Below are 19,584 nucleotides of genomic sequence, written 5' to 3'. Positions count from 1 at the left end.
ACACACACCCAAGCTAGAAACTAGGAACTAGAGATGCCCCCAAAGAAGAAGAAGCTCGCCGGGCTCATCAAGCTGCAGATCCAGGCAGGTCAGGCCAACCCTGCACCTCCCGTGGGTCCCGCACTCGGTCAGCACGGCGTGAACATCATGGAGTTCTGCAAGGCCTACAACGCGGCGACTGAGTCCCAGCGCGGCAACGTTGTGCCGGTCGAGATCTCGGTCTACGAAGACCGGACCTTCGATTTCAAGCTGAAGACCCCTCCCGCCGCCAAGCTGCTCCTCAAGGCAGCCGGCGTCGCCAAGGGCTCCGGCGAACCGCACAAGACCAAGGTTGCCTCGGTGACCATGGATCAGGTGCGCGAAATCGCGAAGACCAAGGCTGAAGACCTCAATGCCAATGACATCGAGCAGGCCGCGAAGATCATCGCCGGCACCGCTCGTTCCATGGGCATCACGGTCCAGGGCTGATAGTCCGCTCCACAGCATTACGTGGGAGGGCCGGCCAGGCCCCGACCACAACTGAACCATTCACCACTGCACAGGTAATTCGCTGCAGTGACAAGTAAGGACAGAACAAATGGCAAAGCGCAGCAAGGCGTACCTCGCCGCCGCTGAGAAGATCGACGCAGACAAGCTCTACAGCCCGCTTCAGGCTGCAAAGCTCGCCAAGGAGACGTCGTCCACCAAGATGGATGCAACCGTTGAGGTTGCAGTTCGTCTGGGCGTCGACCCCCGTAAGGCTGACCAGATGGTCCGCGGAACGGTCAACCTGCCCCACGGCACCGGTAAGACCGCTCGCGTCATCGTGTTCGCTGTTGGCGAGAAGGCAGCAGAAGCCGAGGCTGCAGGCGCTGACGTAGTCGGTGCAGAAGACCTGATCGAGCGCATCCAGGGTGGATGGGTCGATTTCGACGCCGCAATCGCGACTCCTGATCAGATGGCCAAGGTCGGCCGCATCGCCCGTGTCCTCGGACCGCGTGGCCTGATGCCGAACCCGAAGACGGGCACCGTCACGGCGGATGTCACCAAGGCTGTCAACGACATCAAGGGCGGAAAGATCAACTTCCGCGTCGACAAGCAGGCCAACCTGCACTTCGTCATCGGCAAGGCATCGTTCGACGATGAGAAGCTGGTGGAGAACTACGGCGCAGCCCTGGACGAGATCCTGCGTGCGAAGCCCTCGTCGGCCAAGGGCCGCTACGTGAAGAAGATCACGGTCTCGACCACCACCGGTCCGGGCATCCCGGTGGATCCGAACCGTACTCGCAACCTCCTCGAGGATGCTGCAGACGCGTAAGCAGTCCGCATACGAACAAGAAGGCCGGCAGGGATCACTCCCTGCCGGCCTTCTTGTCTGTGTCGGGAGGGCCTGCCTCTGCCGGTGGTATCGGTCCATCGGTGGTATCGATCTAACGGTGGCATCATCGGGGTATGCACGAAGCGTTCCAGTTCCTCGGAAACTTTTGGTGGCTGATCTTCGTTTTCGGCGGCACCATCGGTGGGGCGCTGAAAGGTGTCGCGGTTGCCAACGAAAGGCGGATCGAGCGCCGGCAAGAGCGCTTCCGGCTCAAGCAGCAGACCAAGGTCGCCATCGCGCAAGCCAACGCACAACATCACGCCGACGAAGAAACACAGCGCCGAGAGCTGGCCAAGGCAATCGAGCAGCACGATGCGGTCGACGCCCGATGGTTCTCGTACGAGCTCGATCCGGTCACACTGCTCGACACCCCGATGATGACGGACATGCGCGAGCCTTTGACCGCCGATTTTCATCGAGCCAAATATCGTGCCGATCTGCTTCGCCCAGGCAATCCGGAGACGATGATCGGCAACCAGCAGGCACAAACCGAGTACCGCGAGGCGGTGCACGCTTACTCGATCGCCTTCGAAATCGCGGAAGCTGAGGCGAAGCGCCGCCGACGGAGCGGATTCACCCTCGACGAACAAGAACGCCTGGTAAGGGCGCAACGTCTGCTGCGACTGGCCATGGACGAGGGCGCGACGCCACAGGAACGTCAGAGTGCGTACCGGAAGGCCCACAAGGAACTCGATGGATTGCTGGTGTTGCCGGACCGAGCTCGGGCAGCAATCGAACACAAGATCGCCAGGGCTATCGGTGCTTGAAGGAATCGGGTGCGTGACGAACTCGATTTGGTTGTGCAGCGAGCAGTCAGGTAGTCTTCGAGGCGGAGTTCAGTGCTGGATATGAACTTCACCCCAAAATCATGTTCTACCCAAGACCGTTGGTGATTGCACTCAGTGATGGGTGTGGTTGAAAGTCCGGGAGTGCCCGGCGGCCCACGTAGGTGAACGAGGTAGGGGGATAGCTTGATGTAGTGGTTCTACAGTTTGCCTGGTTATGCACTGCCTCGCTTTGCATCGTTACGCTGATTCGTAAGCCTCTTCTTCATGTTTCCTCTGTACGCCCCGTGCGCTTGCGCCGGGGCGTTTTGCATGTCGCGGACTGTGTCTTCTCGGGTTCACCCCGATGAGGTGCAGCGGTTCCTGAGTGGGACAACGACTGTCACGAGAGGAGGCGAAGTATGGCAAAGCCTGAGAAGGTTTCCGCAGTTGCGGAAATCACCGAGCAGTTCAAGGGTTCGACCGCCGCTGTGGTCACGGAATACCGTGGCCTTTCGGTTGGCAACATCACGACACTGCGACGCGCTCTCGGAGAAGGTGCCACCTACTCCGTCGCCAAGAACACCCTGGTCAAGCGTGCCGCCGCAGAGGCTGGCATCGAGGGCCTTGATGACCTGTTCGTTGGTCCGACCGCCATTGCATTCATCAAGGGCGAACCGGTCGACGCTGCGAAGGCTCTGAAGAACTTCGCTAAGGACAACAAGGCGCTCATCATCAAGGGCGGCTACATGGACGGCGCTGCGCTGTCCGTGGAAGAGGTCAACAAGATCGCGGATCTCGAATCCCGCGAAATCCTGTTGGCAAAGCTTGCCGGCGCGATGAAGGGCAACTTGGCAAAGGCCGCAGGCCTGTTCAATGCTCCCGCTTCGCAGATGGCCCGTCTGGCCGCTGCCCTGCAGGAGAAGAAGGCTGCAGAAGGCGGAGCCGCAGAGGCCCCCGCAGAGGCTGCCACCGAGGCTCCGGCCGAGGCCGAAGCCGAAAGCTGATCCGCACCCGCGCATCACTGCTATAACCCCGCCCGGTCGCGGATCAGCGACATGGGACTTACAGGAAGGACCGCCACAATGGCGAAGCTCAGCACCGAAGAGTTGTTGGACCAGTTCAAGGAGCTCACCCTCCTCGAGCTCTCGGAGTTCGTTAAGGCATTCGAGGAGACCTTCGAGGTCACCGCTGCTGCTCCCGTCGCCGTCGCCGCTGCAGGCGCACCGGCTGCCGGCGCAGAAGCTGCTGAAGAGCAGGACGAGTTCGACGTCGTCCTCGAGTCGGCTGGCGACAAGAAGATCCAGGTCATCAAGGTCGTCCGTGAGGTCGTTTCCGGCCTCGGCCTGAAGGAAGCCAAGGACCTCGTCGAGAGCGCTCCGAAGGCCATCCTCGAGAAGGTTGCCAAGGACGCCGCAGAGGCTGCCAAGGAAAAGCTCGAAGCTGCCGGCGCAAAGATCGTCATCAAGTAAGACGGTTTTCCCGCTGCTCTTCGCGAGTAGTAACGAAGAGGGCCACTCCCCACGGGGAGTGGCCCTCTTTTTTTGAACTTTTTTCGCGGGTGATATGCCGGAATTCATGCAGGTGGGAGGGGTGTCCGAACTAGGCTGTGATCTGAATTATGCTTCTTCCCTACTCGTTAGTAGTATTCGCAGTCACGGGTACCACTCCCATGCGATAGAGTGACCCAACCCACACGGGTGCATGCATGCAACGGACGTCGCGGAGGTAATGGTGGGAGTCGAGGTAGCGGTACAAGGACTGACAAAGTCTTTCGGGTCGCAGAGGATTTGGCAGGACGTGTCGTTGACACTTCCCGCGGGTGAGGTCAGCGCACTGCTCGGGCCTTCGGGTACCGGTAAGTCGGTGTTCCTGAAGTCCCTGATCGGACTGCTCCGCCCTGAACAAGGCTCCATCGTCATCGACGGCACGGACATCCTGCAGTGCTCCTCCAAGGAGCTCTACGAGATCCGCAAGCTGTTCGGCGTTCTCTTCCAGGACGGCGCACTGTTCGGCTCGATGAACTTGTACGACAACATCGCCTTCCCGCTTCGTGAGCACACCAAGAAGTCGGAATCCGATATCCGCAAGATCGTGATGGAGAAGTTGGACCTCACGGGTCTGGTCGGCGCCGAGGACAAGCTTCCCGGTGAGATCTCCGGCGGTATGCGCAAGCGTGCCGGTCTGGCGCGTGCACTCGTTCTCGATCCCGAGATCATCCTCGTCGACGAGCCCGACTCCGGTCTGGATCCGGTGCGTACGACGTACATCAGCCAAACGCTGATCGACATCAACGCCCAGTCGGACGCGACGATTCTGATCGTCTCGCACAACATCAACCTCGCACGCACGGTGCCGGACAACATCGGCATGCTCTTCCGTCGTCAGTTGGTGATGTTCGGTCCTCGTGAGGTGCTGCTCACCTCGGACGAGCCCGTCGTCAAGCAGTTCCTCAACGGAACGATGATCGGTCCGATCGGTATGTCGGAGGAGAAGGACGAGGCTCAGATGGCGCACGAGCAGGCGCTCGTCGACGCCGGTCACCACGCCGGTGGTGTCGACGACGTCGAGGGCATCGTGCCGCAGATGAAGGCCACCCCCGGAAACCCGGAGCGTCAGGCTGTTCGTCGTCGCCAGGAGCGCGTCCGTCAGATCATGCACACCCTCCCAGCTAACGCACAGGCGGCGATTCAGGACAGCCTCGACGAGGTTGACGGAACTGGGCAGTACGATCCCCAGTACGCCGAAGCGAGCGGCTATCAGGGGGAGTGGAACGACAACTCGCAAGACACGCAGGTCATTCCTGCATACGAGGGCGATCCCTACGGAAACACGACACACGGGCAAGGGTAGGCATATCGGATGGGGGTTACCCGCAACTCGGTTCTGAGTCCGGTCAACGGAGCATTAACTCAGGCCGGAAACATCGTCGAACTGTTTGTCGACGTCGTCAGGAATACGTTCCGGCGTCCATTTCAGTTCCGTGAGTTCATCGAGCAGGCCTGGTTCATCGCCAGCGTGACAATTTTGCCGACGGCATTGGTAGCCATCCCTTTCGGCGCCGTCGTCTCACTGCAGACCGGTTCGCTGATCAAGCAGTTGGGTGCAGAATCGTTCACTGGCGCTGCCAGCGTCCTGGCGGTGATCCAGCAGGGTAGCCCCCTGGTGACAGCGTTGCTGGTCGCCGGTGCGGCCGGATCGGCCGTGACGGCCGATCTCGGTTCTCGAACCATCCGTGAAGAGATCGACGCGATGGAAGTCCTCGGAATCAATCCGATTCAGCGCCTGGTGGTTCCGCGTGTACTCGCGATGGTGCTGATCGCTGTTCTGCTCAACGGACTGGTGTCCGTCGTCGGTATCGCGGGTGGTTACTTCTTCAACGTGATCCTGCAGGGCGGTAACCCCGGTGCCTACATCTCGTCGTTCTCAGCTTTTGCGCAGCTACCGGACATTTGGAGCGGTGAGATCAAAGCCGCGGTGTTCGGTGTCATCGCTGGTGTGATCTCCGCGTACAAGGGACTCCACCCGTCCGGTGGCCCGAAGGGCGTCGGTGAGGCGGTGAACCAGGCCGTCGTCATCACGTTCCTGCTGTTGTTCTTCGCCAATCTGATTCTGACGATGGTGTACCTCCAGATCGTGCCGGCGAAGGGATCTTGACCTAAATGACCATTGCACGAGGCCGCGGCGATCAGTTCCTGCTGAAGAGTCGCAAAGTAGCCAGAATTCCAGTGAACGCGTTGGACCGCGCGGGCGAGCAGATGTCGTTCTACGCGCGCGCCATCGCGTGGACCCCGCGCACCCTGCATCGGTACCGGAAGGAGACGCTTCGACTACTCGCCGAAGTGACCTTCGGTAGCGGTGCGCTCGCAGTGATCGGCGGAACCATCGGCGTCATCGCGATGATGTCCGGATTCACCGGTGTCGTCGTCGGCCTCCAGGGCTTCGCCGCTCTGGAGCAGTTGGGTAGCTCGGTCCTGACCGGCTTCCTCTCCGCATACGTCAACACCCGTGAGATCGCTCCGATCGTTGCGGCTCTTGCGCTCTCGGCCACGGTGGGTTGTGGCTTCACCGCCCAACTCGGTGCCATGCGTATCTCCGAAGAGATCGACGCGCTCGAGGTCATGGCAGTTCCGTCGGTGCCGTTCCTGGTCACGACGCGCATGATCGCCGGCTTCGTCGCCGTCATCCCGCTGTACATCGTGGGTCTACTCGCGGCGTACCTCGCCTCGAGAGTGATCAGCACGGTCTTCAACGGGCAGTCGACGGGTTCCTACGACCACTACTTCAACCTGTTCCTGCCACCGCAGGACGTGCTGTATTCGTTTGCGAAAGTCCTGGTATTCGCCTTCGTGCTGATCCTGATCCACTGCTACTACGGGTTCCATGCCTCAGGTGGTCCCGCAGGTGTCGGTGTGGCCGTCGGACGCGCTGTTCGCGCCGCAATCGTGACCATCGCCGTTCTCGACTTCTTCCTCAGCCTCGCAATCTGGGGCACCACGACGACAGTGAGGGTGGCCGGATGATCGAGGCTCCGTCAGTCCTGCGCCGCCGTGTGCTCGGACTCGTGTTCTTCGTGGTGTTGGCATTGTTCCTGGCCTTCACCATCGGAACCTTCAACAAGACGTTCAAGGACGTCGTGAAGATCGACCTCGTGACCGACACAGTCGGAAATGCGTTGCCACCCAACGCGGACGTCAAGGTCCGTGGGCTGCTGGTCGGCGAGGTGCGATCCGCGTCGACGAAAGACGGCCAGGTCACCTCGGTCCTCGCGATCGAGCCGGACAAGGCTGATCTCATTCCGTCCAACGTCACGGCGCGTCTGCTCCCGAAGACGCTTTTCGGTGAGCGCTACGTCTCCCTGATCATTCCGGAGGGAACCACCGCGACCCCGATTTCCGCGGGAACGGTGATCCACCAGGACAAGAGCGGCAATGCTGTCGAGGTCGGCGACGTTCTGGACGGACTGCTCCCACTTCTGCAGGCGATTCCGCCGCAGGATCTGGCGAACACTCTCGGTTCTCTCGCGCAGGGTCTGACGGGACGCGGCGCCGAGCTCGGTCTGACGGTCGATCGTCTCGAGGAGATCTTCCGCGGCGTCAATACCGAACTGCCCGCGGTGCAAGAGGATCTGCGCAAGTTCGCGGACTTCTCCCAGACGTACTCGGACGCTGCGCCCGATCTGATCAACGCTCTCGACAATCTGCGGACCACGGGTAACACGGTGGTGCAGAAGCAGGACCAGTTGCGGACACTGCTGGCGTCGCTCACCGTGACATCGTCGGACACCGCAGCCTTCCTCGAAGCGAACTCGTCCTCGATCATCACGCTCGCTGCGGATTCGAAGGAAGCTCTCCAGCTTCTGGCCCAGTACTCTCCGACCTTCGGGTGCACGTTCAAGGGCTTCTCGGACACCGCTCCGGAAGCTGCCAAGATCCTGTCCACCGACGCGCCCAATCCTGGTGTGCGTGCGAGTATTCAGATCGTGAACCCCAAGGGTCGCTACCTGCCCAACCAGGACGAGCCACGGCTCGTCGACAACCGCGGCCCGGTTTGCTACGACAACGTCACCGAGCCCGGTCGTCCGTTCCCGCAGTACCCCGGCGGTTCGTACGGTGACGGTTCCTACCAGGTTCCTTCCCGCAACCCAGGTCCCGCCACCATGGAATTCCTGCCTGCACCCGAGGGCTCCGGACCTCAGTTGTTCTCGACCAACAACAGCGGTCCGGCTCAGCAGGCCGGCTACGCGGGCTCGAAACTCGAAGAGGATACGTTGAAGGTGATCTACGGACAGGCCAACGGTGTTGCGCCGGACGATGTTCCGGCGTGGACCACGATGGTCAGCGCTCCGGCATTCGCAGGGGCGGAGGTGAGCGTCCAATGAGAGGACTCGCAGCTCCGCTGACAAAGCTCATCATCTTCGTTGTGGTGACGGTCCTGGCGACAGGACTGCTGGCAGCCAGTATCGCCAACCTCGGCGGCGGTGGCGGCACCAAGTTCAACGCCGTCTTCTCCGACGTCACTTCGTTGAACGAGGGCGACGAGGTTCGCATTGCCGGTGTTCGTGTCGGCCAGGTCGAGAAGATTGCCATCGTCAACGACAACCAGGCCGAGGTCCAGTTCTCGGTATCCGACCGTGATTGGTTGCCGGCCAGTTCCATCGCCACCATCCGGTTCCGCAACCTGGTGGGGCAGCGGTACATCTCGCTCTCGCAAGGTGAAGGCAGCCAAGGCAAGAAGATCACCGGCGGCGATACCCTGCCGCTGTCTCAGACGCGCCCGGCAGTCAACCTCACGACACTCTTCAACGGCTTCAAGCCGCTGTTCACCACCCTGAGCGCGGACGACGTCAACAAGCTGTCGTACCAGATCATCCAGGTGTTCCAAGGCGAATCGGGCACCATCAGTGAGCTCGTGCGCAACACCGCGAGCCTGACCAACACCGTCGCGGACAAGGACGCGGTCATCGGCGCGGTGATCAAGAACCTCAACGACGTTCTCGACACCGTCAACGCGAACGACAAGAACCTCGATTCACTGATCGTCAACACCCAGCAACTCGTCACCGGGTTGGCCAACGAGCGTGGGGTGGTCGGTTCGGCCGTCACCTCACTCGCCGGCCTGACCGACGCGACGGCAGACCTGCTCGAGCCGACGCGGCCGTCGATTCAGGGCTCGATCACGGCACTCAACACGCTGGCGACCACACTCAATCGTCGGAGTGACGACGTCAACGCGGTGCTCGAGACCTTGCCGGTCAAGCTCGAGAAGCTCGCACGCGTAGCGAGCTACGGTTCCTGGTTCCAGTTCTATCTGTGCGGAATCGACATCGTTGCCGGTCCAGGACAGTCTGCCTCGCTGAATCTGCCCACCGGCCTGCCGACGGTCAATCAGCCGATTTACACCAACGCGGCCACGCGATGCACTCAAGACGGTATGAGGGAGTTGCAAGGTCGATGAGTAAACGTCGCAGTCCGGCAATGGCCGGAGCCATCGGTATCTTCGTGGTGCTGCTGGCCACTTTGTCCGCGTTCTTCCTTGATTCGCTTCCGTTCGTGGGAGCAGGCTCGTCCTACTCCGCCGAGTTCTCCGAAGCCGCGGGTCTCAAGCCTGGTAACGAGGTTCGTATCGCCGGCGTGAAGGTCGGCAAGGTCACTTCCGTCGATCTCGACGGTGACCGTGTTCTCGTCGACTTCAAGGTCAGTGACGCGTGGGTGGGAGATCAAACCTCTGCGTCCATTCAGATCAAGACCATTCTGGGACAGAAGTACCTCGCCCTAGATCCGCGCGGAACCGACAACCTCGATCCCAAGGATCGGATTCCGCTCGAGCGCACCACCTCGCCGTACGACGTCGTTCAGGCCTTCTCGGCCGCGGCGGACACCGTCGGCGACATCGACACCGACCAGTTGGCGAAGAGCATGGAGACGTTGTCCCAGGCATTCTCCGAGACACCTGGCGATGTCCGCGCTTCGCTCGACGGCGTCAGTCGGCTGTCGCAGACGATCGCGAGCCGCGATCAGGACTTGCAGAAGCTCTTCGCCGCCACCGGGAAGACGTCGCAGATTCTTGCTGACCGCAACAAGGAATTCACCCAGCTGATCCGTGACGGCGGACTTTTGGTGCAGGAACTCAACAATCGCCAGCAAGCGATTTCGCAGCTGCTCACCGGAACTCAGCGCGTCTCTCAGCAGCTCACCGGTCTCGTTCGTGACAACGAGGCGGCAATCGGGCCGGCGCTGACGCAGCTCAACGGCGTCATCGACATCTTGAAGGCCAACAACGAGAACTTGGACAAGGCACTGAAGCTCTACGAACCCTTCATTCGCTTGTACGCCAACGTGGTCGGCAACGGCCGTTGGTTCGACCAGGTCGTCGTGAACCTCCTTCCGCCGGGTCTGCCGGACATTCCGGGCTACCGTGACCCCGTTCGTACGTTGGGAGGCAACTGATGGCTGATACTGCCGAAGCCGGAAGCGGCTCCAAGAAGCGCTCGGTCGCGATCATCGCCGCTGTTCTGATCGGGTTACTCGTAATCGGTGGTGCGCTGTGGTGGGTGTTCACTCGCGCCGGAACCACCAAGATCACCGCCTACTTCGACAAGTCGGTGGGTATCTACGACGGCTCCGACGTTCGTGTTCTCGGTGTCAAGGTCGGCACCGTCGAATCCGTCGAACCCCAGGGAGATCAGGTCAAGGTCGAGCTGCGTGTCGATCGTGGGATCGACATTCCCGCGGGTGCCAGTGCCGCTCAGATCACGCCGTCGGTGGTTGCCGACCGCTACATCCAGCTGACACCGGTCTTCACCGGCGGCGACAAGATGGCCAGCGGTGCAGTCATTCCGATCGAGAAGACGGCGACGCCCGTCGAGGTCGACCAGTTGTACTCCAGCATCGACGAACTCGCGTCGGCTCTCGGTCCTGAAGGTGCCAACAAGAACGGAGCACTGTCCGATTTCGTCGAGACAGGTGCGGCCAACCTCGAGGGCAACGGTGAAGCGTTGGGAGACAGCATCACCAACCTCTCGGATGCCGCACGGACGCTCAACGATTCGCGTGACAACATCTCGCTCACCATCAAGAACCTGGATACTTTTGTGGGCGCTCTCGCGGCCAACGATCAGCAGGTGCGCCAGTTCAACACGCAGTTGTCGGACCTGACCGGATTCCTGGCAGGTGAGCGCGACGATCTCGGTGCCGCTCTGAACCAGCTCTCGATTGCGCTCGGCGACGTCGCGAAGTTCGTGGCCGACAACCGCGATCAACTGGTCCAGACAACCGAAGGTCTCGTCGAACCGACACAGACATTGGCGAACAACAAGGAAGCACTGGCCAACACGCTCACCATGCTTCCGCTGGCGATCTCCAACTTGGTCAACTCGTACGACGCCGAATCAGGTGTGCTGGCTTCACGTCTGGCGTTCCCTGATCTTCAGAACCCGGCCGGCGTGCTCTGCAAGTTGATGGACCTCGGCAAGCTGTTGCCCGGTGATCCGCGGTTCGAGGCATTGGGAAGGCAGATGCAACCGGCCATCGACCAGTGCGCAAACGTCGCTGCGATGACCGACGCAGCCAATCAGGCTGCAGGCCTGAACCTTCCCTTCGGCATCCTTGCCGGTTCCGAACGGCAGATGCAGGTAGTTCCGGGCACTGTGCCCGGCGTCGTGTCACCGCGACTGACCAGTGGAAACGGGGAGGGCGAGTGAAGCGTTCATTGATAGTCGGCGCCGGACTGTGCGCCGTCCTGATCTCGGCAACAGCCTGCTCGTCCGAGGGAATCTACGCGGTTCCGCTTCCCGGCGGTCCCGATGTGGGTTCCGATCCGATGCACTTGACCATTCAGTTCGACGACGTGCTCGACTTGGTTCCGCAGTCCGCTGTGAAGGTCGACGGCGTTCCCGTCGGTCGCGTCGACGACGTGTCGGTCGGACCGGACGGATGGACCGCGGATGTCGGCATCATCCTCGACTCGTCGGTTGATCTGCCCGCCAACGCAATTGCCGCGGTCGAGCAGACCAACCTGCTCGGCGAGAAGTTCATCCAGCTGTCGGCCCCGCCGTCCGGACCGGACTCTGCGAAGCTGGCCGACGGTGATCTCATTCCGCTGGATCGCACTCGCCACGCCACGGAGATCGAGCAGGTTCTCGGCGCATTGTCGCTGCTGCTCAACGGCGGCGGTGTGGGCCAGTTGCAGCCCATCGTCGAAGAACTCGGTGCCGCGTTCGACGGTCGCGAAGGCAAGACGAGAAGTCTTCTGGAGCAGGCGAACACACTCATCGGTGGACTCAACGAGCAGCGTGACGACATCACACGCGCGCTCGACGGCCTGGATGTGCTCTCGACTCGCGTCAACGATCAGAACGAGAAGATCGGGAAGATTCTCGAGGAACTCCCCGTTGCGACACAGGTTCTCAACGAGCAGCGTCCGCAGCTGACGCAGATGCTCGCTCAGGTGGATCGACTCGGAACAGTGGGAACCGACGTCCTCACACAGTCCAAGGACGATCTGATCGCTGATCTTCAGGCTCTGCGTCCGACGCTGCAGGCGCTCGCAGACTCCGGTGACGACTTCGTGGGGGCACTTCCGTTCCTTCCGACGTTCCCGTTCCCGGACGGTGTCGAGAAGATTGCACAGGGTGGTTCCGTCAACCTCTTCCTGAGTGTCGACCTGCAGATCGGCAATACACTCTCGGGTCTCGGTGTCGGGCAGGGAGAACCGGAATACCGCCAGCCCAAGTTCGGCAATCCCAAGCCGGTGGTCGACCCCTCCAACCCGTACTACAACGGCAACGGGCCGCGACCGGGGTGGCCGACAGTGTCACTGCTGCCGATCGCTCCGATCCTGCCGCAGGTTCCCGTTGTCGCCGGCCTTCCCGCCACAACAGCGGGTGACCCGGCAACGCCGGCGCCCGCGGCGAACCCACTCAACCCCATCCAGGGAATGCTGGAACAGTTCGGAATCGGCGGTGATGGACAGTGAGATCAGCTCTGGTCAGATGGCAGCTCGTCGGCTTTGTCGTGGTTGCGCTCCTGGGTCTCATCTACGTCGGCGCCAAGTACGTGCGCCTGGACAATCTCATGGGGTTCGGTCAGTACACGGTCAAGACTGAATTGGCCACGTCCGGTGGAATTTTCACCAACGCCGAGGTGACGTATCGCGGCGTGCCGGTCGGGCGAGTGGGCGACATGTCGTTGACCGAGGACGGAATTCAGGTCGACCTGAAGATCGACAACAGTGCTCCGGAGATTCCCGCGTCGGCCCGTGCCGTCGTGGCCAACCGCTCCGCCATCGGTGAGCAGTATGTCGACCTTCAGCCCGATACCGACCAGGGACCGTTTCTCGAGGACGGCTCGGTGATCGCGGTGGGGGACACCACAACTCCGATCCCGATCGAGGATGTGCTGACCAGTGCCAACGGCTTGGTCAAGTCCGTGCCCGTCGACGCGCTCCACACCGTCGCCGTCGAACTCGGTGCAGCGTTCAACGGGAAGGGCGAGGACATTCAGGTCCTGGCCGATTCGCTGTCCGGTCTGTCGCAGTCCGGGCTCGACACTCTGCCTCAGACGCTCGCGCTGATTCGGAACAGTGAGACGGTACTGACGACGCAGTCGGATCAGTCCTCCGCGATCAAGCAGTTCAGTACCGATCTCGATGCTGTCACGGCGCAGTTGCGGACCAGCGATCCGGACATCCGTCGCTTGATCGACAACGGCATCCCGGCCAGCGATCAGATCGGTGCCCTCATCAACGAGGCGGGCCCGAGCCTGACGACTGACCTGACCAATCTTGCCGCGACCACCAAGACGCTTGCGCCGCGAACGATCGCGCTGCAGCCGTTCCTGATCTTCCTTCCCGGTCTGGCCGCTGCCGCACCGACGGTTGCTCCCGGCGACGGAACGGTCCATCAGGGCTTGGTGCTGGAGACCAACAATCCGCTCTCGTGCACGGTGGGTTACGAAGGCACCATGGCGATCCTGGACGAGATGAAGCGTCAGAATCCCAATTTCGACGACACCCAGCAGGACTTCCCGCTCAACACCGCCGCGTCGTGTGAGACGCCGCTGGGCAGCGAGACGGGCGTCCGCAGTGCCAACCGCGTGGTGTACGCCGATCCCGACACGATCCAGCCTTGGGACTTCAAGCCGAAGGTCGATCCGGACAAGTTGAACCTCAACCCGATCGCGACGCAGTTGGCGCCGTTGCTCGGAGTGACACCGAAGTAGACCGATCCGAATGTGGTCGAGTTTGTGCAGTTCAGGCTACTGAGTTGTGGCAGTTGACGATTCGCGGCCAGAGGCTGGGCAAAACAGGTAAGTAGGGTAGTGAGTGTGATTCAGAGAAACAGTTCCCCGCAGTCCGGCGGGCCCGAGCAAGTGGAATCGGGAGCGCCGACAACCGGTAGACCGAAGGGGCTGACAGCGTCTCTGATTGCGGTCGGTGTCTTGCTTCTGGCGGCCGTGGTTGCGCTCGGTGTGTTCGGCGTCCCGTACGTTCGGGCGCTCACCACCGACCGCACCACCGCCGAGATGCGTGACGACGCGCTTATCGGTGCACAGCAAGTCGCGATCAACCTCAACAACGCGGATTCGGCCAATCTCGACCAGTCGATCGAGAACATGCGTTCTTCGGTGACCGGTGACGAGATGACGACGTATCTGCAGACCGTTCAGGATTCCATCACCGACGAGTTGCGTAACTCGGGCTCGAAGGCTGACACCGAAGTCGTTCAGTCCGCGCTGACCGAGCTCAATACCGATGACCGGACCGCCACGGCACTGGTCGTCGTTCGAGTCACCACGACCCAGGGCAACCAGTTCGTCAAGAATCAGCTCGGCATGCGGCTGGGCATGGTCGAGGTCGACGGGGTCTGGAAGGCTCAGTCGGCTGATCCGATCGGCTCTCGGCTCGATCTCGGCTCCGGCACCCTGCCGGCCACCGACGGCTCCACGCCTGCTCCTGACGCAACGCCCGCACCCGGTTCGGGGACCGAGGCACCTGCCTCCGGTGCTCCCGCACCGACAACCGAGGGTGGTGATTCCGGTGGCCAGTAGTTCGTCGAACCTGCACACCGACATCCCTCGAAGGAGAAGCGCGTAATGCCACCCAAACGTCGTACCGGCGGACCGTCCTCCCCGCAGAACCGTCGGCCGAAGATCGCGGGAAGCGCTCGCTCGCTCAACGTCCCCGCGGGGACGTCCGATTCGGATCCGGTCGAGCCCACGATCGAACAGCCGGAAGAAGAAACACAGGAGGCTGTGAAGCCGGAGGTTGCGAAGCCGACGCTCACGAAGGCCGAGTCCGGAGACATCGAGCCGCCGAAGACGGAAACCGACGCTCCGGAATCCACACCAGGCCCCGATCTGACCAAACCGGCGAAAACCGTCGCAGACGAGCCCAAGGCCCCTGCTACCCCGGAGACGGGCGCGGGGGAGTCGGCGACAACACCTACACAATCCAAGGCCGGTTGGCGCCTGGTCGCGATCCTGGGGGCCGCAGCGGTCATCGTCGCGATCCTCGCCGGCATCGCCTTCTTCAAAGTCGGCGCGAAGACGGACGACATCGCCTGGGTGGACGAAGGCGCCACGGCTGAGGTTCTTCGTGTGACGCCGTCGGCGTTGGCTGCAGTCTTCACGTTCTCTCCCGACACGTTCGACGCCGATTTCGACAAGGGTGTCCAGGGCCTGAACCAGTCGATGCGCGATCAGCTGACGCAGTACAAGGACACGCAGAAGGCCGGCGTCGAACAAACCCAGACGGCAACGACCGCTGATGTCCCGCTGATCGGGATCACACGGCTCGAGAAGGACCGGGCGCAGTTGCTCGCCCAACTGAACGTCAGCTCGACGCAGAACGGCGTGGCGGCAGACTCTCGCTCCGGAATGGTCATCGTGAGTCTGGAGAAGCAGGACGGAAACTGGCTGATCTCGGAGATTCGCGACCAGTAGCTCGGAGATTCGCGACCAGTAGCACCTGCGCACCAGCGCGAAGATCTGGATCGACGCACGATGTCGGTCCAGATTTTTCGTATGTGACGCCGTTGCTGGCTACACTCCCGGTGGCAGTGTTCGAATGCGCGTCACGAATGTTCGAATGCTGCGACACGCGCTCTCGCCCTTGACGGAGCGGTCCGCAAGGTCCACTCTGATCGGTGAACATGCACGGACGAGTGATCGGCAGTCTCACGTCAGTATCTGAATTCGACCCTCAGTTACACCCGACTCGACATTTCCAGAGTAAGGGTGTACTTTTGGACGTTGCGCTGGCTGCCTCCTGTCCACCCCTCGTCTCAACCGCTGCGAAGTCAAGTACTTCTTGCTTTCTGCGACGGGTTTCGTTCGGGTTGTAACCAGCGAAATTCGAAGCAGATACAGCGGCGGTCGCAACAGCACGGAGCGGCCCGCGTGAGGTGCTGGAAGGACGCATCTTGGCAGTCTCTAGCCAGACCAAGGCAGTTTCCGGAATCCCCGGAGCCCCGAAGAGGGTTTCGTTCGCGAAAGTTCGCGAACCCCTCGAAGTTCCCGGGCTTCTTGACGTACAGACAGATTCGTTCGAGTGGCTGATCGGCGCGCAGAGTTGGCGTGAACGAGCAGCGGCACTCGGCGACAATGGAGTGTCCGGTGGTCTCGAGGACATCCTCGCGGAGCTTTCTCCGATCGAGGATTTCAACGGCACTATGTCGCTGTCCTTCTCCGACCCTCGATTCGACGAGGTCAAGGCCTCGACGGACGAGTGCAAAGACAAGGACATGACCTACGCGGCGCCGTTGTTCGTCACCGCGGAGTTCATCAACAACAACACTGGTGAGATCAAGAGCCAGACGGTCTTCATGGGAGATTTCCCGATGATGACCGACAAGGGCACCTTCATCATCAACGGCACCGAGCGTGTGGTCGTCTCGCAGCTCGTGCGTTCCCCCGGTGTGTACTTCGACATGAGCGTCGACAAGAGCACCGAGAAGGATCTGCACAGCGTCAAGGTGATCCCGGGTCGCGGCGCATGGCTCGAGTTCGACGTCGACAAGCGCGACACCGTTGGTGTCCGTATCGACCGCAAGCGTCGTCAGCCTGTCACCGTCCTGCTCAAGGCACTCGGCTGGACCACCGAGCAGATCACGGAGCGCTTCGGCTTCTCCGAGATCCTCATGGCCACGCTGGAGAAGGACAACACAGCCGGCACCGATGAGGCGTTGCTCGACATCTACCGCAAGCTGCGTCCGGGCGAGCCCCCCACCAAGGAGAGCGCGCAGACCCTGCTGGAGAACCTGTTCTTCAAGGACAAGCGCTACGACCTCGCTCGCGTGGGTCGTTACAAGATCAACAAGAAGCTCGGCCTGAACGCGGGTCAGCCGATCGTTGCATCCACGCTCACCGAAGAAGACATCGTCGCCACCGTCGAGTACCTCGTGCGTCTGCACGCAGGTGACACCTCGATGACGGCTCCGGGCGGCGTCGAGGTTCCCGTCGAGGTCGACGACATCGACCACTTCGGCAACCGTCGTCTGCGTACGGTCGGCGAGCTCATCCAGAACCAGATCCGCGTGGGCCTGTCCCGCATGGAGCGTGTGGTTCGTGAGCGCATGACCACACAGGACGTCGAGGCAATCACGCCTCAGACGCTGATCAACATCCGTCCCGTCGTCGCTGCGATCAGGGAGTTCTTCGGAACCTCCCAGCTGTCGCAGTTCATGGACCAGAACAACCCGCTGTCGGGGCTGACGCACAAGCGTCGTCTGTCCGCCCTCGGCCCGGGTGGTCTGTCCCGTGAGCGCGCCGGCCTCGAGGTTCGCGACGTTCACCCGTCGCACTACGGCCGCATGTGCCCGATCGAGACCCCGGAAGGCCCGAACATCGGCCTGATCGGTTCGCTGTCGGTCTACGCCCGCGTCAACCCGTTCGGTTTCATCGAGACCCCGTACCGTCGCGTCGTCGACGGACAGGTGACCGACGAGGTCGACTACCTGACCGCTGACGAAGAAGACCGCCACGTAGTCGCGCAGGCCAACTCGGCCATCGACCGCGAGGGTCGCTTCACCGACTCGAAGATTCTCGTCCGCCGTAAGGGTGGCGAGGTCGAGTTCGTCGCGTCCTCCGACATCGACTACATGGACGTTTCGCCGCGTCAGATGGTGTCCGTCGCAACCGCGATGATTCCGTTCCTCGAGCACGACGATGCAAACCGTGCCCTGATGGGCGCGAACATGCAGCGTCAGGCTGTCCCGCTGGTTCGCAGCGAGGCACCTCTCGTCGGTACCGGCATGGAGTTGCGTGCAGCTGTGGATGCCGGCGACGTCATCATCACCGAGAAGACCGGTGTCGTGGAGGAGATCTCCGCGGACTACGTCACGGTGATGGCTGACGACGGAAGCCGCAAGACGTACCGGATGCGCAAGTTCGCGCGTTCCAACCAGGGCACGTGCGCCAACCAGCGTCCGATCGTGGACGAGGGACAGCGCGTCGAGGCCGGCCAGGTTCTGGCCGACGGTCCTTGCACCGAGAACGGTGAGATGGCGCTGGGCAAGAACTTGCTCGTCGCGATCATGCCGTGGGAAGGCCACAACTACGAGGACGCGATCATTCTGTCGCAGCGTCTCGTGGAAGAGGACGTCCTGACCTCGATTCACATCGAGGAGCACGAGATCGATGCCCGCGACACCAAGCTCGGTGCCGAGGAAATCACTCGCGACATCCCGAACGTCTCCGACGAGGTCCTCGCCGACCTCGACGAGCGCGGCATCATCCGTATCGGTGCCGAGGTTCGTGACGGCGACGTGCTGGTCGGAAAGGTCACGCCGAAGGGCGAGACCGAGCTGACCCCCGAAGAGCGCCTCCTTCGCGCCATCTTCGGTGAGAAGGCTCGCGAGGTTCGTGACACGTCCCTCAAGGTTCCTCACGGTGAGACCGGCAAGGTCATCGGAATCCGCGTGTTCTCGCGTGACGAAGACGACGATCTGCCTCCCGGTGTCAACGAGCTGGTCCGCGTCTACGTGGCACAGAAGCGCAAGATCCAGGACGGTGACAAGCTCGCCGGCCGCCACGGTAACAAGGGCGTCATCGGCAAGATCCTGCCGCAGGAAGACATGCCGTTCCTCTCGGACGGCACGCCTGTCGACATCATCTTGAACACGCACGGCGTCCCGCGTCGTATGAACATCGGTCAGGTGTTGGAGACCCACCTCGGGTGGATCGGCAAGACCGGCTGGAACGTTCAGATCGCGTCCGACGGCTCTCGTCCCGACTGGGCTGCGACCCTGCCGGAAGAGATGCTGTCCGCTCCGGCCGACTCGAACATCGCCACCCCGGTGTTCGACGGTGCGAAGGAAGACGAGCTCACCGGTCTCCTCGGCGCGACGCTGCCGAACCGTGACGGCGAGCAGATGGTCGGACCCGACGGAAAGGCCACCTTGTTCGACGGCCGCTCCGGCGAGCCGTTCCCGTACCCGGTCTCGGTCGGTTACATGTACATCATCAAGCTGCACCACTTGGTCGACGACAAGATCCACGCTCGTTCGACCGGTCCGTACTCGATGATCACGCAGCAGCCTCTCGGCGGTAAGGCCCAGTTCGGTGGCCAGCGCTTCGGTGAGATGGAGTGCTGGGCGATGCAGGCCTACGGCGCGGCTTACACGCTGCAGGAACTGCTGACCATCAAGTCGGACGACGTGGTCGGTCGAGTCAAGGTGTACGAAGCCATCGTCAAGGGCGAGAACATCCCCGAACCCGGCATCCCCGAGTCGTTCAAGGTGCTCCTCAAGGAGCTCCAGTCGCTCTGCCTCAACGTGGAGGTGCTGTCCTCGGACGGCGCGGCCATCACGATGGCGGACGGCGACGACGAGGACTTGGAGCGGGCCGCAGCGAACCTGGGCATCAACCTGTCCAGGAACGAAGCTGCGACGGTCGACGACCTCGCGAACTAGGTTTCGGTCCCCGGGTTGCTCTTGAAAGAGCGGCCCGGGGGCGTAGTTCACAT

The 19,584-nt window shown here is 61.9% G+C and carries 17 protein-coding genes; all 17 read left to right on the top strand.

The window, feature by feature from the left end; translation table 11 throughout:
- The first annotated feature begins 33 nt into the window (after positions 1 to 33).
- The 17 genes from rplK (at position 34) to rpoB (ending at position 19,531) form a co-directional block, all read left to right on the top strand.
- Positions 34 to 468, top strand: coding sequence for a 50S ribosomal protein L11 (gene rplK, locus G4D79_RS25710; protein ID WP_003941896.1), 435 nt, complete (start codon positions 34 to 36; stop codon positions 466 to 468).
- A gap of 109 nt (positions 469 to 577) precedes the next feature.
- A complete protein-coding gene (gene rplA, locus G4D79_RS25705; RefSeq protein ID WP_003941982.1) occupies positions 578 to 1,297 on the top strand; it encodes a 50S ribosomal protein L1 in 720 nt (239 codons plus the stop codon).
- A gap of 134 nt (positions 1,298 to 1,431) precedes the next feature.
- Positions 1,432 to 2,124, top strand: a complete 693-nt coding sequence (locus G4D79_RS25700; protein WP_042453090.1) for a hypothetical protein — start codon at positions 1,432 to 1,434, stop codon at positions 2,122 to 2,124.
- A 419-nt stretch (positions 2,125 to 2,543) separates the two neighbouring features.
- Entirely contained in the window at positions 2,544 to 3,128 is a 585-nt protein-coding gene (gene rplJ, locus G4D79_RS25695) for a 50S ribosomal protein L10 (protein WP_003942074.1), read from the top strand.
- A gap of 78 nt (positions 3,129 to 3,206) precedes the next feature.
- On the top strand, positions 3,207 to 3,593 hold the full coding sequence (gene rplL, locus G4D79_RS25690; protein ID WP_003941857.1) for a 50S ribosomal protein L7/L12: 387 nt from the start codon (positions 3,207 to 3,209) through the stop codon (positions 3,591 to 3,593).
- 259 nt (positions 3,594 to 3,852) lie between these two features.
- The gene (locus G4D79_RS25685) at positions 3,853 to 4,974 is read left to right on the top strand and encodes an ABC transporter ATP-binding protein (RefSeq protein ID WP_007728450.1); all 1,122 of its coding nucleotides are present in this window, start codon (positions 3,853 to 3,855) and stop codon (positions 4,972 to 4,974) included.
- A gap of 9 nt (positions 4,975 to 4,983) precedes the next feature.
- The gene (locus G4D79_RS25680; protein WP_003942038.1) at positions 4,984 to 5,778 is read left to right on the top strand and encodes an ABC transporter permease; all 795 of its coding nucleotides are present in this window, start codon (positions 4,984 to 4,986) and stop codon (positions 5,776 to 5,778) included.
- Between the two features lie 5 nt (positions 5,779 to 5,783).
- Complete coding sequence (locus tag G4D79_RS25675) at positions 5,784 to 6,644, top strand: ABC transporter permease (protein WP_003941894.1); 861 nt, start codon at positions 5,784 to 5,786, stop codon at positions 6,642 to 6,644.
- A complete protein-coding gene (locus tag G4D79_RS25670; RefSeq protein ID WP_003942007.1) occupies positions 6,641 to 8,002 on the top strand; it encodes an MCE family protein in 1,362 nt (453 codons plus the stop codon). The genes G4D79_RS25675 and G4D79_RS25670 overlap by 4 nt, the downstream gene beginning before the upstream one ends.
- The gene (locus tag G4D79_RS25665; RefSeq protein ID WP_003941932.1) at positions 7,999 to 9,078 is read left to right on the top strand and encodes an MCE family protein; all 1,080 of its coding nucleotides are present in this window, start codon (positions 7,999 to 8,001) and stop codon (positions 9,076 to 9,078) included. The genes G4D79_RS25670 and G4D79_RS25665 overlap by 4 nt, the downstream gene beginning before the upstream one ends.
- The gene (locus G4D79_RS25660; protein ID WP_003942053.1) at positions 9,075 to 10,070 is read left to right on the top strand and encodes an MCE family protein; all 996 of its coding nucleotides are present in this window, start codon (positions 9,075 to 9,077) and stop codon (positions 10,068 to 10,070) included. The genes G4D79_RS25665 and G4D79_RS25660 overlap by 4 nt, the downstream gene beginning before the upstream one ends.
- Positions 10,070 to 11,323, top strand: a complete 1,254-nt coding sequence (locus G4D79_RS25655) for an MCE family protein (RefSeq protein WP_003941941.1) — start codon at positions 10,070 to 10,072, stop codon at positions 11,321 to 11,323. Before G4D79_RS25660 ends, G4D79_RS25655 begins: the two co-directional genes overlap by 1 nt.
- The gene (locus tag G4D79_RS25650; RefSeq protein ID WP_003941859.1) at positions 11,320 to 12,597 is read left to right on the top strand and encodes an MCE family protein; all 1,278 of its coding nucleotides are present in this window, start codon (positions 11,320 to 11,322) and stop codon (positions 12,595 to 12,597) included. The genes G4D79_RS25655 and G4D79_RS25650 overlap by 4 nt, the downstream gene beginning before the upstream one ends.
- On the top strand, positions 12,594 to 13,841 hold the full coding sequence (locus G4D79_RS25645) for an MCE family protein (protein ID WP_003942085.1): 1,248 nt from the start codon (positions 12,594 to 12,596) through the stop codon (positions 13,839 to 13,841). The genes G4D79_RS25650 and G4D79_RS25645 overlap by 4 nt, the downstream gene beginning before the upstream one ends.
- Positions 13,842 to 13,940: 99 nt before the next feature.
- Positions 13,941 to 14,669: a hypothetical protein gene (locus tag G4D79_RS25640; protein ID WP_007728440.1), complete on the top strand. Its 729-nt coding sequence runs from the start codon at positions 13,941 to 13,943 to the stop codon at positions 14,667 to 14,669.
- Positions 14,670 to 14,714: 45 nt separating this feature from the next.
- Positions 14,715 to 15,563, top strand: a complete 849-nt coding sequence (locus G4D79_RS25635) for a hypothetical protein (RefSeq protein ID WP_003941846.1) — start codon at positions 14,715 to 14,717, stop codon at positions 15,561 to 15,563.
- Positions 15,564 to 16,024: 461 nt separating this feature from the next.
- Positions 16,025 to 19,531 carry a DNA-directed RNA polymerase subunit beta gene (gene rpoB / locus G4D79_RS25630; protein WP_214514531.1) on the top strand — a complete coding sequence of 1,169 codons (3,507 nt, stop codon included), beginning with the start codon at positions 16,025 to 16,027 and terminating at the stop codon, positions 19,529 to 19,531.
- The last annotated feature ends 53 nt before the right edge of the window (positions 19,532 to 19,584 follow it).

The sequence above is a fragment of the Rhodococcus sp. WY5 genome (assembly GCF_018588185.1).
Lineage (GTDB): Bacteria > Actinomycetota > Actinomycetes > Mycobacteriales > Mycobacteriaceae > Rhodococcus_F > Rhodococcus_F qingshengii.
The sequence above is the reverse complement of the archived record's forward strand: the minus strand, read 5'-3'. Positions and strand labels throughout refer to the sequence as shown.